Here is a 16,424-nt window from a genome sequence, read left to right on the forward strand (position 1 = left end):
CCTGTTCTGGTTTCTTCGCGGCTGAAGCCGCAAAGAACCCAACACCGTTTTCAACCTGTGAATCACCATAAGGCAGCCGCCATGCGTCCCGCCCGCGCCCTGATCGACCTGCAAGCCCTCCGCCACAACTACCGCCTGGCCCGTGAACTGACCAGCGCCAAGGCCCTTGCCGTGGTCAAGGCCGACGCCTACGGCCACGGTGCCGTGCGTTGCGCCCTGGCCCTGGAGCCCGAAGCCGATGGCTTTGCCGTGGCCTGCATCGAAGAAGCGCTGGAGTTGCGCGCCGCCGGCATCAAGGCCCCGGTCCTGCTGCTCGAAGGTTTCTTCGAAGCCAGCGAGCTGGCGCTGATTGCCGAGCACGACCTGTGGTGCGTGGTGCATTCGCTGTGGCAGCTCGAAGCCATCGAGCAGACCCAGGTGCACAAGCCGTTGACCATCTGGCTCAAGCTCGACAGCGGCATGCACCGCGTCGGCCTGCACCCCAAGGACTACCACAACGCCTACCAGCGCCTGCTGGCCAGTGGCAAGGTTTCGCGCATCGTGCTGATGAGCCACTTTGCCCGTGCCGATGAGCCGGAGGCCGACGCCACCGAGCAGCAGATCGCCGTGTTCAACGCCGCCCGCGAAGGCCTGGCTGCCGAATGCAGCCTGCGCAACTCGCCGGGGGTATTGGCCTGGCCGCAGGCCCCGAGCGACTGGGTGCGCCCGGGCATCATGCTATACGGCGCCAGCCCCTTCGAAACCGACCAGCCCCAGGCTGCGCGCCTGCAGCCGGTGATGACCCTGCAATCGCGAGTCATCAGCGTGCGCGAGCTGCCTACCGGTGAGCCGGTGGGCTACGGTGCCAAGTTCGTCAGCCCGCGCCCGACCCGCGTTGGTGTGGTAGCCATGGGTTATGCCGACGGTTACCCGCGCCATGCACCCACCGGCACCCCGGTGATGGTCGCCGGCAAGCGCAGCCAGCTGATTGGCCGCGTGTCGATGGACATGCTGTGCATCGACCTGACCGACGTGCCCGAAGCCACCGTCGGCAGCCCGGTCGAGCTGTGGGGCAAACAGGTGCTGGCCAGCGATGTGGCGATGCAGGCCGGGAGCATTCCCTACCAGATCTTCTGCAACCTGAAACGCGTGCCGCTGGACTATTACGGCGAATAAGGCGCCGAAGCGGACAGCGTGAGGGGCGGTGTGTTGTAAATACTGAACGGCATTGCCATGATATCGTTCACATACACCCCGCCATCTCACCGTTTCAGGAGGCTCCAGCTTTGGACGTCGGCGAACGACTGCAAGCCATCCGCAAGCTCAAGGGCCTGTCCCAGCGGGAACTCGCCAAGCGCGCGGGGGTGACCAACAGCACCATCTCGATGATCGAGAAGAACAGCGTGAGCCCTTCGATCAGCTCGCTGCGCAAGGTCCTCAGCGGCATTCCCATGTCGATGGTCGAGTTCTTTTCGGTCGAGCTGGAGGCCGAAAGCCCCGCGCAGATTGTCTACAAGGCCCACGAGCTGATCGACATCTCAGACGGCGCGGTGACCATGAAGCTAGTGGGCAAGTCGCACCCCAACCGCGCCATCGCCTTTCTGACCGAGGTCTACCCTCCAGGTGCCGACACCGGCGCCGAAATGCTCACCCACGATGGTGAAGAAACCGGGATCCTGCTTGAAGGCAAGCTCGAGCTGGTGGTGGGCAACGAGATCTTCATCCTTGAGGCGGGCGACAGCTACTACTTCGAAAGCACCCGCCCGCACCGTTTCCGCAACCCGTTCGACGCGCCTGCGCGGCTGATCAGCGCGGCGACACCGTCGAACTTTTGATCCAGCGCAGTGCATTGCTTCGGCAATACCCCTTTCCTGAGTAGGGTCGTTTCACGGTTTCCGGGTTCCCGCTATACTTTTCAACGCTCGCATTACCGTGGCCGCGGGCGTGATTAGCCACCATGAGGGTGTTCGCGTGAACCAAATCAAGAAGATGCTGGCCGTACCAGCAGCCGTATTCGCCCTTTGGGCAATGAGCGCAACCGCAGCGACCAACGACGAGCTCGCCAAACGCCTTGAGCCGGTGGGCCAGGTGTGTGTGCAGGGCCAGGAATGCAAGGGCATGGAAGTGGCTGCCGCCGCTGGGGGCGGCGGGGCCAAGACGCCGGATGATGTGATAGCCAAGCACTGCAACGCCTGCCACGGTACTGGCTTGCTGGGGGCGCCGAAGATTGGCGATACCGCTGCCTGGAAGAAGCGCGCCGATGAACAAGGTGGCGTAGACGGCATTCTGGCCAAGGCGATTACCGGCGTGAATGCCATGCCGCCCAAGGGCACCTGCGCCGACTGCTCGGATGACGACCTGAAAGGGGCCATCAAGAAGATGTCCGGGCTCTGAGCCACAGATGAATTGCACAAGGCCCGCCTTCTTTGGCGGGCTTTGTTTTTGGGCAGGCAACCAACCCGCATTAACCCCTGTCCAACCCCTGACCCCACGGATGACTCAGGAGGCCCCGATGCACCTCTGCTCCATCGACCAGGCCGTCGAGCAGGTTCTCTCCCGACTGCCAGCCCATATCCACATGGGCCTGCCGCTGGGCCTGGGCAAGCCCAACGCCTTCGTCAACGCGTTGTACGCCCGGGTCCGCGAGCTGCCGGAGCGGCGGCTGACAATCTACACTGCCCTGTCCCTCGGCCGGCCACCCCTGGGCGACGGCCTGCAACGGCGCTTCCTCGAGCCCTTCGTCGAGCGCGTTTTCGCCGATTACGAAGAGCTCACCTACCTCGCCGACCTGCGCAACGACAACCTGCCACCGAACATCCGCGTCGAGCAGTTCTTCATGCAGCCCGGCAGCCTGCTGCACAGCGAAACCGCCCAGCAGGACTACATCAGCAGCAACTACAGCCACGCCGCTCGCGACATCAACGCCAAGGGCCTGAACCTGATCGCCCAGCTGGTCGCCGCCACGCCGGAGAAGCCCGTCCACCTGAGCCTGGCCTGCAACCCCGACATCACCCTCGACCTGCAGCCGATGATCGCCAAGCGGCGTGCGGCAGGTGAAACCATCCTGATGCTCGGCCAGGTGCATACCGAACTGCCCTACATGCCGGGCGATGCGGAGCTGCCGATCGATGCGTTCGACTTGTTGATCGACGAAGCGGAGCAGCGCCGGCTGTTCTCTACCCCGAACATGCCGGTTACCACCCAGGACCACTGCATCGGTTTGCACGCAAGTTCGCTGGTGCGCGACGGCGGCACCCTGCAGATTGGCATCGGCGCCATGGGTGATGCGCTGGCGGCCGCGTTGCTGACCCGTCAGGGTGACAACGAAGGGTATCGCGCCTTGCTCGGCGAACTGGATGTCGGCCCGTGGCAAGCGCTGATCGAGCGGGAAGGGGGGCTGGATGCCTTCGCCCAAGGCCTGTACGGCTGCAGCGAAATGTTCGTCAATGGCCTGTTGGCGCTAGCCGAGGCCGGCGTGGTGCGGCGCCCGGCGGACGAGCAGGGCGTGCTGGTGCATGGTGGGTTCTTCCTCGGCCCGCAGGCGTTCTACCAGCGTCTGCACGAGATGCCGCTGGAGCAGCGCGCCCGGTTCGCCATGACCCGCATCAGCTTCATCAACGAACTGTACGGGCAGGAAGACCTCAAACGCCGCCAGCGCCGCGATGCGCGCTTCGTCAACACGGTGTTTGGCATGACCCTGCTCGGCGCCGGGGTGGCCGATCAGCTGGAGGACGGGCGCGTACTCAGCGGGGTCGGCGGGCAATACAACTTCGTTGCCCAAGGCCATGCACTGGAAGGAGGGCGCTCGATCCTGCTGCTGCGCAGCTGGCGCGAGTCGGGTGGTGAGGTGACGTCCAACCTGTTCTGGCAATACGGCCATTGCACCATTCCCCGGCATCTGCGCGATATCGTGGTGACCGAGTACGGCATTGCCGATTTGCGTGGGCAGACCGACAGCGAGGTGATTGCGCGGCTGCTGGCGGTGAGCGATTCGCGGTTTCAGGGTGAGCTGATGGCGCAGGCCAAGCGCGCCGGCAAGCTGGCCAGCGATTTCGAGCTGGATGCACGCTTTGCCGACAACACGCCAGAGCGGCTGGAGGCCATCAAGGCGCGGCATGCGCGGTTGTTCCCGGAGTATCCGCTCGGTACGGATTTCACGGCTGAGGAGCGGGACCTGTTGCGGGCGCTGAACTGGCTGAAGAGCAAGTTCAAGCTGAGCGAAGTGCTGGAGCTGGGCAGGGCGGCACTGGAGGCGCCGGGGCCGGAGGGGTATGAGGCGCACCTGGCGCGCATGCAGCTGGATAAGCCGCAGGGGTTGAAGGAAGAGCTGTATCAGCGGTTGTTGCTGGCGGGGTTGGCGGCGACCAGATAGAAAGGTATGCAGCCATTCGCGGGCACGCCCGCTCCCACAGGTACACCACAGCAAAACCTGTGGAGTACCTGTGGGAGCGGGCGTGCCCGCGAAGCAGGCGACACGGTTACTCGATAAAGCTGACCACACCACCTTCCAGCGACTTCACCCGGGCCAGCGATTCAACGCGGTAGCCCTGGCTGTCCAGCTCGGCACGGCCGCCCTGGAACGACTTCTCGATGACGATGCCCAGGCCGGCAACGGTGGCACCGGCCTGCTTGATGATCGAGATCAGCGCCTGCGACGCCTTGCCGTTGGCCAGGAAGTCGTCGATCACCAGCACGCGGTCGCTGCTGTTGAGGTGGCGCGGCGAGATGGCTACGGTGTTCTCGGTCTGCTTGGTGAAGGAATACACCGAGGCGGTCAGCAGGTTCTCGGTCAGGGTCAGCGACTGGTGCTTGCGCGCGAAGATCACCGGTACGCCCAGCTTCAGGCCGGTCATCACTGCCGGGGCAATGCCCGAGGCTTCGATGGTGACGATCTTGGTCACGCCAGCATCGGCGAACAGGCGGGCGAACTCGTCACCGATCAGCTGCATCAGCGCCGGGTCGATCTGGTGGTTGAGAAACGCGTCGACTTTGAGAACCTGGTCGGAAAGCACGATGCCTTCTTCGCGAATCTTCTGATGCAGTGCTTCCACTGTGGTATTCCTCGATGTAACAAAGGTGGCCGCTGAAAGCGGCAGATTTAAAGAATAAGGGTTGATCAGCGTTTGAGCATCGCCCGGATATCGGCCAGGGCGTTGTTGCCGCGAGCGGCCTTCACCTCGACCGGCGCGTCGTCCAGGCCTTCCCAGGCCAGGTCGTCCGGTGGCAACTCATCGAGGAACCGGCTCGGCGTGCAGTCGATGATCTCACCGTACTGCTTGCGCTTGGCGGCGAAGGTGAAGGCCAGGGTCTGGCGCGCGCGGGTGATGCCCACGTAGGCCAGGCGGCGTTCCTCTTCGATAGTGTCGGCCTCGATGCTGGAGCGGTGGGGGAGGATTTCCTCCTCCATGCCCATGATGAACACGTAAGGGAATTCCAGGCCCTTGGAGGCGTGCAGGGTCATCATCTGCACACCCTCGGCGTTTTCTTCCTCTTCCTGCTGGCGCTCGAGCATGTCGCGCAGTACCAGCTTGCCGATGGCGTCCTCGATGGTCATGTCACCCTCTTCGTCCTTCTCGAGGGTGTTCTTCAGCGCTTCGACCAGGAACCAGACGTTGCTGATGCGGAACTCCGCCGCCTTGTCGCTGGCGGTCTGCTGGCGAATCCAGTTCTCGTAGTCGATGTCGCGGATCATCTCGTGCAGCGCGGCGATCGGGTCTTCCAGGGCGACCTTGTGGCGCACGCCGTCGAGCCAGTGCTTGAAGCGCTGCAGGCGCTCGGTGTAGCGGGCGTCCAGGTGCTCACCCAGGCCCAGCTCCTCGCTGGCGGCGTACATCGAGATGCCGCGCTCGGTGGAATAGTTGCCGAGCTTTTCCAAGGTGGTCGAGCCGATTTCCCGGCGCGGCACGTTGATCACCCGCAGGTAGGCGTTGTCGTCGTCCGGGTTCACCAGCAGGCGCAAGTAGGCCATCAGGTCCTTGACCTCCTGGCGGCCGAAGAAGCTGTTGCCGCCCGACAGGCGATACGGTACCTGATGGTGCTGCAGCTTCAGTTCGATCAGCTTGGCCTGGTAGTTGCCGCGGTAGAGGATGGCAAAGTCGCTGTACGGGCGGTTGGTGCGCAGGTGCAAGGTGAGGATTTCCATGGCCACGCGTTCGGCCTCGGCTTCCTCGTTCTTGCAGCGGATCACGCGGATCTCGTCGCCCACGCCCATCTCGCTCCACAGCTGCTTTTCGAAAGCGTGCGGATTGTTGGCGATCAGCACGTTGGCGCAGCGCAGGATGCGACTGGTGGAGCGGTAGTTCTGTTCGAGCATGACGATCTTCAGGGAGGGATAGTCCTCCTTGAGCAGCATCAGGTTCTCTGGGCGCGCGCCACGCCAGGCGTAGATCGACTGGTCGTCATCTCCCACTACGGTGAACTGGTTGCGCATGCCGATCAGCATCTTCACCAGCAGATATTGGCTGGCGTTGGTGTCCTGGTATTCGTCCACCAGCAGGTAGCGCACGCGGTTCTGCCAACGTTCGAGCACGTCCGGGTGCTCCTGGAACAGCTTGACCGGCAGCAGGATCAGGTCGTCGAAGTCCACCGCGTTGAACGCCTTGAGCGTGCGCTGGTAGTGGGTGTAGACGATGGCGGCGGTCTGCTCGCGCGGGTTGCGCGCCTTTTCCAAAGCTTCGGCGGGCAGGATCAGGTCGTTTTTCCAGGCACCGATCATGTTCTTGATCTCGTCGATGCCGTCGTCGCCGGAGTATTCCTTCTGCATGATGTCCGACAGCAGCGCCTTGATGTCGGATTCATCGAAGATCGAGAAACCCGGCTTGTAGCCCAGGCGCTCGTGTTCCTTGCGGATAATGTTCAGGCCCAGGTTGTGGAAGGTACACACCGTCAGGCCTCGGCCTTCCCCCGGACGCAGCAGGGTGGCGACCCGCTCCTTCATCTCTCGGGCGGCCTTGTTGGTGAAGGTCATCGCCACGATGTACTGGGCACGGATGCCGCAGTTCTGGATGAGGTGGGCAATCTTGCGCGTGATCACGCTGGTCTTGCCCGAGCCAGCACCGGCGAGCACCAATAGAGGGCCGCCGACGTAGTCACGGGCTTCCTGTTGCCGGGGATTGAGTCGGGACATGCTAGAAACCGGGGGTCGCCAGAAAATAGCCGCGCATTCTAACAGGCATGGGCCACTTGTGGCGCGACCGTCTGACGTTTGAGTCAGACTTTTGTTCGGGGGTAGGCATTAGTGAAACTAATGCTATTCACCGGAAAAATCGTAATTGCCGGTTTGCCGACTTTCGCGCAGGATGCACGTCAAAATGCGACGGGAGGCACTGTAGGCAAAGGATATGTCTAAAAGTGAAAATCATTTTCATTTATGCAGTAGCATGTCCGATATCCAACGCTACACCTTTCGAGTCTTAAGGAGCCCGCTTGTCCACGCCTGTCGAACCTTTGCGTTTGCTGCTGTTGGCTGATGAGCCGGAATGGGCCGCCTTGTTACGCGAATGCCTGCTGCCGCTGGACGGTAGCGCAGTACTGCTGACGGCGCCGAACTGGGCGGCAGTCGATACCCTTTTCAGCGCTGACCGCCAGGCGGTGGTGCTGGCCACGCCGGCGTTGCAGCCTGCCCCCGGGCGCTGCGAGCTGCCGACCATCCTGTTGCTGGACCATGAGCCAGACACTTCCCCAACGGGCGTCAGTGACTGGCTGGTGCGCGATCATCTCAATGTCGATGCCCTGCGCCGCTCGTTGCGCCATGTGCGCGAGCGCGGTGTGCTGGTGGCCACCTTGCAGCGCCTGGCCGAGCAGGACCCACTGACCGGCATTGCCAACCGCCAGGGCTTCCAAGCCCTGCTGACCACGCGCCTGGCTGAGAACGAAGGCCGCGGCGTGGCCCTCGGCCACCTGGACCTGGACAACTTCCGCCATGTCAACGACGCCCTTGGCCATCAGTGCGGCGACCGCCTGATCCTGCAGGTGGTGGCGCGCCTCAAGCAGCAGCTGGAGGCCGGTGACCAGCTGGCGCGCTTGGGCAGCGACGAATTCGCCTTGCTGATCGACACGCGCCGCGATGCCAACCGCGCCGAATGGATCGCCGAACGCATCGTCGAGGCGCTGGCCGAACCTTACTGGATCGACGGCGAAAGCCTGCTGCTCGGCTGCAGCCTGGGCCTGGCCCACGCCCGCGCCCAGGGCGGGCCCGACCCGCTGATGTGGCATGCGCACATCGCCATGCGCCAGGCCAAAGGCAGCCAGGGCTGCACCTTCCACGTGTTCAACGAACGCATCAACCGTAACGCGCGCAGCCTGGCCGACCTGGAAAGCGAGCTGCGCCGGGCGTTGCGCCGCAACGAACTGGAGCTGCATTACCAGCCGCGGTTGAACCTTGCCGATGGGCGCATCGTCGGCCTCGAGGCCCTGGTGCGCTGGCGCCATGCCGAGCGCGGGCTGCTGCCGCCCAGCGAGTTCGTGCCGCTGGCCGAGCAAAGCGGGCTGATCGTGCCGCTGGGATACTGGGTGATTTCCCGCGCCCTGCGAGACATGCAGGCGCTGCGCGAACAGGGGCTTGCGCCGCTGCACATGGCGGTGAACCTGAGTTTCCGCCAGTTCCAGGACAGCCAGTTGCTGGCCACCCTGAGCCGGCTGATCATCGAGCACGGCGTGGATGCCCGTTGGCTGGAGTTCGAACTGACCGAAACGGCGGTGATGCGCCGCAACGAGCTGGTGCGCCAGACCATGGATGCCCTCGGGCGGCTGGGGGTGCGCTTCTCGCTGGACGATTTCGGTACCGGCTTCTCGTCCTTCGTGCACCTGAACAGCCTGCCGATCACCTTGCTCAAGGTCGACCGCAGCTTCGTTGCCGAAATGGAGATGCGTGAAGAGAACCGCAAGCTGGTGCACGCCATGATCAACCTGGCGCACAACCTCAACCTGGAAGTGGTGGCCGAGGGTGTGGAAAGCCCGGAACAGATGGCTTTGTTGCGCGGGTTCGGCTGTGACCAGGTGCAAGGGTTCCTTGTCAGCAAGCCGCTGCCGGTGGGGGAACTGATCGATTATCTGCAGGAAAGTGCTCGGCCGCAGTTGATGTGCCTGTAAGACCGCCAGGGAGGGCTTTGCCCTCCTTTCGCGACACAAGGCCGCTCCTACAGGGAATCGCGTTCTTCTGTAGGAGCGGCCTTGTGTCGCGAAAGGGCTGCAAAGCAGCCCCTGCAATCAGACAGGTATTGCAGTTTCTTCAGCGCGAGCTGCCTTGCCCAGCAACCGCTTCATCCGCCACTCGAAGCCGATGGTCAGCGCGACCGCCGCGCAGGCCAGCCCCAATGCCAGCCCCCACCATACCCCCACGGCCCCGCCACCCAGGGTAAAGGTGAATAGCCACGCACTCGGCGCCCCGACCAGCCAGTAGCAGCACAGCCCGATCAGGAAGGTGGTCTTGGCGTCCTTCAAGCCGCGGATCGAGCCCATGGCGATGGTCTGCATGCCATCGAACAGTTCGAACCATGCCGCCACCATCAGCAGCTGCACCGCCAGCTGATAAATCGCAGTAAAACCGGGGTCGTTACGGTCGATGAACAGCCCCACCAGCGCCTCTGGAAGCAGCAGGAACAACGCCGCAAAGGCAAACATGATCGTCGCCCCGAACCCGATCCCCACCCGCCCGGCGCTGCGTGCCGCCAGCAGGTTGCCGGCGCCGTAATACAAGCCCACGCGCATGGTCACCGCATACGACAGCCCGGTCGGCACCATGAACGCGGTAGAGACGATCTGCAGGGCAATCTGGTGCGCCGCCAGTTGCGTGCTGCCCAGCACGCCCATGCACAGCGCGGCGAAGGCGAACAGCCCGACTTCCACCATGTAGGTGCCGCCAATCGGCAGGCCCAGCCGCCACAGCTCGCGCAGGGCTGGCAGCGAAGGGCGCGACAGCCCTTTGCGCAGCGGGTAGTCGGCGTAAGCCGGGTGCCAGCGGATGTAGAGCGCCAGGGCGATGGCCATGCCCATCGACACCACTGCGGTGACCAGGCCGATACCCATCAGGCCCAGCTTCGGCAGGCCGAACATGCCTTCGATCAGGGCGACGTTGAACAGGTAGTTGAGCACCGTGCCGACCAGGCTGATGACCATCACCGGGGTCGAGCGCCCCAGCGCACTGGTGAAGCCGCGCAGGGCCATGAAGGTCAGGTAGCCGGGCAGGGCCAGCGGCAGCAGGGTGAGGAACTCGGCGGCCGAGTCGACGTTCTCCGGCTGCTGGCCGAACAGCAACAGCACCGGTTTCAGGTTCCACAGCACCAGTGCCGCCACCAGCGCCAGGCCCCAGGCCAGCCACAGGCCGTTCTGCGCCAGGCGGGTGGCGCCCTCGATGTCGTTGGCGCCCTTGCGGATCGCCACCAGGGTGCCCACTGCGGCGATCACGCCCAGGCAGAAGATCGACACGAACGAATAGCTCGCCGCACCCAGGCCGCCACCGGCCAGGGCCTGCGGGCTGATGCGTGCCATCATCAGGGTATCGGTGAGCACCATCAGCATGTGCGCCAACTGCGAGGCGATCAGCGGCCCGGCCAGGCGCAGCAAAGCCTTGAGTTCTGTGGTGGGCGCGACATGCATGGGGGTGTCCTTCTTCCTGATCCTGTAAGCAAGGCGACGATTCTGAGGCTTCGGTCAACTTTGCACAAAAGGATAAATGCGATGGTTGGCATGAGTTGAACTCATGCATATATGATTCTGTGCATTCCAATCCCACCCCCGGATGACAGGTGCCCCATGTCCCGCCAGCTGCCTCCCCTGTATGCAATGCGCGCATTCGAAGCGGCCGCGCGGCTGAGCTCGTTCACCCGCGCCGGTAAAGAGCTGTCGATTACCCAGAGTGCGGTCAGCCGGCATATCCGCACCTTGGAAGAGCACTTCGCCTGCAGGCTGTTCGTGCGCAGTGGCCGCAGCCTGCAGCTGACTGAGGCGGCGCGGGTGCTGCTGCCCGGTGTGCGTGAAGGCTTTGCGGCGCTGGAGCGCGCTTGCGATACCTTGCGCGGGGAGGATGACATCCTGCGCATGAAGGCGCCGTCGACCCTGACCATGCGCTGGCTGCTGGCGCGGCTGAGCCACTTCCGGCACCTGCAACCGGGCAACGAGGTGCAGCTGACCAGTGCCTGGATGGATGTCGACCATGTGGACTTCAACCAGGAGCCGTTCGATTGCGCGGTGCTGCTCAGCGACGGGGTGTTCCCGGCGGACTGGGAAGTGCGTCGATTGTTTTCCGAGCTGTTGATCCCGGTAGGGGCGCCGGACCTGTTGAAAGAGGGGCCGTGGGACGAGCGGCGGTTGGCCGGTATCGAGCTGCTGCATCCGACACCTGACAAGCGTGACTGGCGCGAATGGCTGGAGCGCATGGGGCTCAGCGACAAGGTCTCACTCAAGGGTGGCCAGGTGTTCGATACCCTGGAGCTGGGCATGATCGCGGCGGCGCGGGGTTACGGTATTTCGATGGGCGATTTGTTGATGGTCGCCGAGGATGTGGCTCAAGGCCGCTTGAGTTTGCCGTGGCCGACGGCGGTGCCTAGTGGCATGGATTATTACCTGGTGTGGCCGCGGACCCGGCCAGGCGGGGAGCGGTTGCGGCGGTTGAGTATGTTTTTGCAGGAGGAGGCAGCGGCAGTTGACTTGCCTGCGGTGGAAATCCTGTCTGCCCTTTGACCGCCTGTGCAGGCCCTTTCGCGGGAACAGGCAAAAGGAAAACGTTTGCGAATACCCCGGTCCGACACTCAAGTATTTGATAGCGACGCCGATCTAGTGGCACCAGCGTCCCGGAAGAGGGCGCGATTTCCCGTCTATAACAAGCGGGCGGTCAGCGTGATCAGGACGATCCCGGCCTCTTGCCAGGAGCTTCTTCATGTCTCAACCGCGTGCCCGAATCGCCTCGCAACTCGGTGTCGCCCTCGCCGTCGTGCTGGCGCTGGTGATTTCCGGCAGTACCCTGTTCGCCCTGCGTGCGCTGGACGACGCCAACCTCGCCACCCGCCAGGCCCACCTGGCCAGCGAAGCACGGCTGCTGGCCGACCAGCTCGATACCTTCCACGGTTCGCTCAAGGACAACACCCAGCGCCTGAGCGGCCTGTTCGAGCGCCGCTTCGCCTCGGGCCTGTCGCTGCACGCTGGCGAGACCGTGCAGGTCGCCGGCCTTGCCACGCCCGCCCTGTACCTGGGCGATCGGCTGATGAACAACGATTTCCAGGTGGTCGACGAATTCCAGCAGATGACCGCCGGCATCGCGACCCTATTCGTGCGCAGCGGCGATGACTTCGTGCGCATCAGCACCAACCTGAAGAAACAGGACGGCACCCGCGCCATCGGTACCCAGCTCGACCGTCAGCACCCAGCCTATAACAAGCTGCTGGCGGGGCAGATGTACGTTGGCCGCGCCGTACTGTTCGAGCGCAACTACATGACCCGCTACGTGCCGGTCAGCGACAGCAGCGGCCGGGTGATTGCGGTGTTGTTCGTCGGCTTCGACTACACCGACGCGCAGAACGCCCAGTTCGCCAACCTCAAGCGCTTCCGTATCGGTGAAACCGGCTCCCTGGCTATTCGCGATGAAAAAGACCAATGGCTGGTGCCACCGGCCAATGCCGGCCAGGACCTGTTCAGCGCCAGCGCGCCGTTCGCCGAGGGCCCTTGGACCGTGGTCGCCAGCATGCCGAAGGCGGAAATTCGCGAGGTGACCTGGAGCGTCGGTCTGCGCCTGGCCATCGGCAGCCTGCTGGCGATGCTGCTGGCCGTGGCCGCCACCCTGTGGCTGCTGCGCCGCAAGCTGCGGCCGCTGGATGACCTGGTGCGGCAGGCCGAGGCACTCGGTGCCGGCGACCTGAATGCGCGCCTGAGCGTGACCAGCCATGACGAGATCGGCCAGCTGGCGCGCAGCTTCAACCAGATGGGCGAGGCGTTGGCGACCATGGTCGAGCACATTCGCAGTGCCTCCGAGCAGGTCAGCAGCCGAGCGCGTTCGCTGTCCGGGCTGTCTACCGGTGCCTGTGAAGGCATGGACCAGCAGTCCGGCGAGATCACCAGCATGGCCGGTGCGGTGGAAGAGTTCAGCGCGACGTCGATGAACATCGCCGACAATATGGCCGGTACCGAGCGCATGGCCCGCGACAACGCCCAGCAGACCCGCATTGGCCGCAGCGCCATGGACGAGGCGTCGAGCTCGCTACGGCAGATTGCCGAAGCGCTGGGCGGTACCGCCACGGTGATGGACAGCCTGGGTGCACGCTCGCAGGAGATCGGCGGCATCATCAGCGTGATCACAGCGATTGCCGAACAGACCAACCTGCTGGCGCTGAACGCCGCCATCGAGGCTGCCCGAGCCGGTGAGCAGGGCCGTGGCTTTGCCGTGGTCGCCGATGAAGTGCGCGGGCTGGCCGCGCGCACGCGCCAGGCCACCGATGAGATTTCCGGGATGATCACCAGCATCCAGCAACAGACCGGGCACGCCATCAATACCCTGGAGCAGGGCAATCAGCTGATGCAGGAAGGGCTGGCGCGCAACGACAAGGTGGCCGAAGCATTGGCGCGGATCGATGAGCAGAGCCGCACGGCGGGTGAGCAGTTTGCCGTGATCAGTACAGCGACCCAAGAGCAGAGCAGCACAGCTACCGTGCTCAGCCGCAACCTGCAGAGCATTGCCCAGGCCAACAGCGAGCAGCGCGATGTGGCCAATGAACTGGCTTTTACCGCGCGGGAGCTGGAAGGATTGGCGGCGCAGCTGCGCCAGGAAGTGGACCGCTTCCGCTGAGATCGCAGGGGGCCGCTTCGCGGCCCTTTCGCGACACAATGCCGCTCCTACAGGAGTGCGCGCTGCCTTTGTAGGAGCGGCCTTGTGTCGCGAAAGGGGCGCAAAGCGCCCCCGGCAATCCTGAGCCTTACATCGAACCCAGGTTCAGCGCCTGGGCACAAGCCTGCAACGAGCGCCGCTCGCTCTGCGCATAAAGCGCCAGCTCATCCTGCACCTGCAGCCCAAGCGCCGACTCGAAAGCCTCGCGGTTAGCATTGCTGCCATACTCGGCCTGGCCCTCATCCCCCAGGTTCGATTGGAAAATCCCCGCCGCACTCACCGGCAGGAAGTCCTCGTAAACCAGTGCCTCGAAATGCACATGGCCGGCTGCGATCAGGCCTTCCAGCGTAGTCGGGCGGTCTTGCTGTTCGCGCTGCGCCATACCTTTCTCCGTGGCGAAATAGCGGAAGTACGCCAGCCCCTGCTCACGCATCTGCGCCAGGTCATCAGGGAATGCAGCAAAGCTCTCCTGCAGCAGCGCCCTGTAGCGCTCGGCATTGGCCTCGGCGGGTGCACCACCCAAGGCGGCGCGGGTGGCGTCGAGCAGCTTGTCGTAGAGCTGGCGGCCTTTCGGCGTCAGTGCTGCGCCGCGCTGTTCGATCTCGCCGAAACGGGCGGTGTGGCTGCCCTGGTGATCGCTGAACGCAACCTTCTCCTGCAGCGCCTTGAAGCTGGTCTGGCGCAGCAGAATCGGGTGGCGGCGGGTCGGGGGGCCTTCGACCACGGCTTTCGGCGGGATGCCCTTGACCGGCATGCCGACCTGGATCGCGTCGATGTCCAGGGTGCGCGGGGTCAGATGGTTGATGTGCGGGCCTTTGAAGGCAACCACGTCGGCGATCAGGCGGTGCTGGTCGTGCAGCTGCTGGTATTGCTCGGCAGTGACCGTGGCGTCCTGGTGCCAGCGGAAGGTATGCAGGGCTTCGCGGACGAACTCGTCGGCATCGGCTGCGTTCAGGCCGCCATCGTGCTCGGACTGGGCAATCAGTTCAAGTGCACGAGCGGTGAAGATCTTGCGCTTGGCGAGGATGCCCTGGGCCAGCTCGCGCAGTGGCAGGTTGTCGATCAGCTCCAGGCGCAGCAGCGAGGTGAACACGCGGAACGGGCTGACGTGCAGCGACTGCTCGTGCACGGCGCGGAACGCGGTAGAGTGCACCGGCACGCCTGCGGAGCTGAGGTCGTAGTAGCCGACCGGCGCCATGCCCATCACCGCGAACAGGCGGGCGATGGTGGCCAGCTCTTCGGCCGTGCCGACGCGGATGGCGCCGTGGCGCTCCTGGTCCAGGCGCTCGATTTCACCGGTCCAGCGCAGGGCTTCGGCCACCTTGGGCTGCTCGGCCATGACCTGCTGGTTGATTTCGCTCACCAGCTCCAGCAGCGTGCCGTACAGCGGCACTTCCTGTTTGTACATGAGCGACATGGCGGCAGAGAACTGCGCGCGGATGCTGTCGGGGCTGACGAAATCGTTGGCGGGCATCGCTAGCTTCCTGGTTAGGTTCGGACGCTTACATGAAAGCTGGGAATGCACTTGGCTCACAAGCGAAAAAAAGTGAGTGTGTCATTCCTTTTTTGATCGACCTCCATGGCCCTTTCGCGGCTAAAGCCGCTCCCACAGGTACTGCACAGGATTCGGACTTTGCGCAGTACCCCGTGGGAGCGGCTTTAGCCGCGAAGAGGCCCTCAAGCCTGGAGCTGCTCGCGAATCCATTCCACCAATGCCCGCACCTTCGGCACCTCCGCCGCATGTTCGGCATAGGCCAGGTAATGCTTGCCGGCACTGCGCATCGCATGATTCCACGGAATGACCAAGCTCCCTTCAGCCAGCTCCTTGGCCACCAGATACCGCGGCACCAACGCCACCCCACACCCGGCCCGCGCCGCGCTCAACGCCATGTAGAACGTATCGAAGCGCGGCCCATGGTAAGCACTGACACTGTGCAATCCCAGCTCCAGGAACCACTCATGCCAGGCCTCTGGCCGCGAAGTGCTCTGCAGCAGCACCATCTCCGCCAACTCACCCGCATCCCCCAGCTCACGCCCGGCCAGCAACTCCGGCGCACATACCGGCACCACCTCTTCGCCGAACAGCTCCACGCAGGTAGCCCCCGGCCAGGTGCCCTGGCCGTAGAAGAACACCACGTCCGCCGAACCCTGCAGCAAAGCGAACGGCTCCATCTCGTTGCGGATGTCGAGGTGGATGTTCGCGTGCCGTTTGCCAAAGCCCTTGAGGTGCGGGATCAACCAGCGCACGCCAAAACTCGGTTGAGTGGCTACTTTCAATATCTCGGTCTGCTCGCCGTAGGTGAGCACGTAGCGGCTGGACATGTCGACCTGGGTGAGGATCTTGTTGACCTCAGCCAAGTACAGGCTGCCAGCGGGCGTGAGTTGCAGGCGCCGGCGGATACGCAGGAAGAGGTGGTGGCGCAGCATCTCTTCAAGCTGCGCCACCTGCTTGCTAACCGCGCTCTGGGTCAGGTGCAGCTCTTCGGCGGCACGGGTAAAGCTCAGGTGACGGGCTGCAGCTTCGAAGCACTGCAGGGCGGTCATGGAGGGCACCAGGCGTTTGGACATAGCGGTCTCTGTGGCTCAAATCATTACCTGACGGAATGATATGCGGAATAAAGGTCGTTTGTTG

The 16,424-nt window shown here is 64.0% G+C and carries 12 protein-coding genes and 1 pseudogene; 8 read left to right on the top strand and 5 right to left on the bottom strand.

Annotated elements, in window-relative coordinates:
- Nucleotides 1–81: 81 nt before the first annotated feature.
- The 4 genes from alr to ACLEJU_RS11520 all read left to right on the top strand — a co-directional run bounded on the left by alr (nt 82) and on the right by ACLEJU_RS11520 (nt 4,351).
- Complete coding sequence (gene alr / locus ACLEJU_RS11505) at nt 82–1,155, top strand: alanine racemase (RefSeq protein WP_435423554.1); 1,074 nt, start codon at nt 82–84, stop codon at nt 1,153–1,155.
- A 110-nt stretch (nt 1,156–1,265) separates the two neighbouring features.
- The gene (locus tag ACLEJU_RS11510) at nt 1,266–1,814 is read left to right on the top strand and encodes a cupin domain-containing protein (protein ID WP_027917004.1); all 549 of its coding nucleotides are present in this window, start codon (nt 1,266–1,268) and stop codon (nt 1,812–1,814) included.
- A 136-nt stretch (nt 1,815–1,950) separates the two neighbouring features.
- On the top strand, nt 1,951–2,373 hold the full coding sequence (locus ACLEJU_RS11515; protein WP_205524604.1) for a c-type cytochrome: 423 nt from the start codon (nt 1,951–1,953) through the stop codon (nt 2,371–2,373).
- A gap of 118 nt (nt 2,374–2,491) precedes the next feature.
- Nucleotides 2,492–4,351, top strand: coding sequence for an acetyl-CoA hydrolase/transferase C-terminal domain-containing protein (locus tag ACLEJU_RS11520; RefSeq protein WP_435423553.1), 1,860 nt, complete (start codon nt 2,492–2,494; stop codon nt 4,349–4,351).
- 106 nt (nt 4,352–4,457) lie between these two features.
- On the opposite strand, the gene ACLEJU_RS11525 is transcribed toward ACLEJU_RS11520, so the two are convergent.
- A complete protein-coding gene (locus tag ACLEJU_RS11525) occupies nt 4,458–5,030 on the bottom strand; it encodes a xanthine phosphoribosyltransferase (protein ID WP_003253535.1) in 573 nt (190 codons plus the stop codon).
- 65 nt (nt 5,031–5,095) lie between these two features.
- Nucleotides 5,096–7,105: a DNA helicase Rep gene (rep, locus tag ACLEJU_RS11530; RefSeq protein ID WP_027917001.1), complete on the bottom strand. Its 2,010-nt coding sequence runs from the start codon at nt 7,103–7,105 to the stop codon at nt 5,096–5,098.
- 299 nt (nt 7,106–7,404) lie between these two features.
- Here rep and ACLEJU_RS11535 point away from each other — a divergent pair, with 299 nt between their 5' ends.
- Nucleotides 7,405–9,069, top strand: coding sequence for a putative bifunctional diguanylate cyclase/phosphodiesterase (locus ACLEJU_RS11535; protein ID WP_435423552.1), 1,665 nt, complete (start codon nt 7,405–7,407; stop codon nt 9,067–9,069).
- A gap of 117 nt (nt 9,070–9,186) precedes the next feature.
- On the opposite strand, the gene ACLEJU_RS11540 is transcribed toward ACLEJU_RS11535, so the two are convergent.
- Complete coding sequence (locus ACLEJU_RS11540) at nt 9,187–10,575, bottom strand: NorM family multidrug efflux MATE transporter (RefSeq protein WP_435423551.1); 1,389 nt, start codon at nt 10,573–10,575, stop codon at nt 9,187–9,189.
- Between the two features lie 156 nt (nt 10,576–10,731).
- On the opposite strand from ACLEJU_RS11540, the gene ACLEJU_RS11545 reads away from it, so the two are divergent.
- From ACLEJU_RS11545 to ACLEJU_RS11555, 3 genes and pseudogenes are all read left to right on the top strand, one after another.
- Nucleotides 10,732–11,658 carry a LysR substrate-binding domain-containing protein gene (locus ACLEJU_RS11545; protein WP_435423550.1) on the top strand — a complete coding sequence of 309 codons (927 nt, stop codon included), beginning with the start codon at nt 10,732–10,734 and terminating at the stop codon, nt 11,656–11,658.
- 196 nt (nt 11,659–11,854) lie between these two features.
- A pseudogene (locus ACLEJU_RS11550) lies at nt 11,855–12,895 on the top strand (Cache 3/Cache 2 fusion domain-containing protein); the annotation flags it as partial.
- 135 nt (nt 12,896–13,030) lie between these two features.
- Nucleotides 13,031–13,753 carry a methyl-accepting chemotaxis protein gene (locus ACLEJU_RS11555; protein ID WP_371915561.1) on the top strand — a complete coding sequence of 241 codons (723 nt, stop codon included), beginning with the start codon at nt 13,031–13,033 and terminating at the stop codon, nt 13,751–13,753.
- Nucleotides 13,754–13,880: 127 nt separating this feature from the next.
- On the opposite strand, the gene hglS is transcribed toward ACLEJU_RS11555, so the two are convergent.
- Complete coding sequence (gene hglS, locus ACLEJU_RS11560) at nt 13,881–15,266, bottom strand: 2-oxoadipate dioxygenase/decarboxylase HglS (RefSeq protein ID WP_435423549.1); 1,386 nt, start codon at nt 15,264–15,266, stop codon at nt 13,881–13,883.
- A 203-nt stretch (nt 15,267–15,469) separates the two neighbouring features.
- Complete coding sequence (locus ACLEJU_RS11565; RefSeq protein WP_435423548.1) at nt 15,470–16,360, bottom strand: LysR family transcriptional regulator; 891 nt, start codon at nt 16,358–16,360, stop codon at nt 15,470–15,472.
- Nucleotides 16,361–16,424 lie beyond the last annotated feature (64 nt).

Origin of the sequence: Pseudomonas sp. SMN11 (assembly GCF_052041945.1) — a bacterium.
Lineage (GTDB): Bacteria > Pseudomonadota > Gammaproteobacteria > Pseudomonadales > Pseudomonadaceae > Aquipseudomonas.

Excerpts from the sequence above, each read along its gene's own strand:
- alr (WP_435423554.1), top strand. The coding sequence starts at position 82 with ATGCGTCCCGCCCGCGCCCTGATCGACCTGCAAGCCCTCCGCCACAAC.
- ACLEJU_RS11520 (WP_435423553.1), top strand. The coding sequence starts at position 2,492 with ATGCACCTCTGCTCCATCGACCAGGCCGTCGAGCAGGTTCTCTCCCGA.
- rep (WP_027917001.1), bottom strand. The coding sequence starts at position 7,105 with ATGTCCCGACTCAATCCCCGGCAACAGGAAGCCCGTGACTACGTCGGC.
- ACLEJU_RS11540 (WP_435423551.1), bottom strand. The coding sequence starts at position 10,575 with ATGCATGTCGCGCCCACCACAGAACTCAAGGCTTTGCTGCGCCTGGCC.
- ACLEJU_RS11545 (WP_435423550.1), top strand. The coding sequence starts at position 10,732 with ATGTCCCGCCAGCTGCCTCCCCTGTATGCAATGCGCGCATTCGAAGCG.
- ACLEJU_RS11555 (WP_371915561.1), top strand. The coding sequence starts at position 13,031 with ATGGCCGGTGCGGTGGAAGAGTTCAGCGCGACGTCGATGAACATCGCC.
- hglS (WP_435423549.1), bottom strand. The coding sequence starts at position 15,266 with ATGCCCGCCAACGATTTCGTCAGCCCCGACAGCATCCGCGCGCAGTTC.
- ACLEJU_RS11565 (WP_435423548.1), bottom strand. The coding sequence starts at position 16,360 with ATGTCCAAACGCCTGGTGCCCTCCATGACCGCCCTGCAGTGCTTCGAA.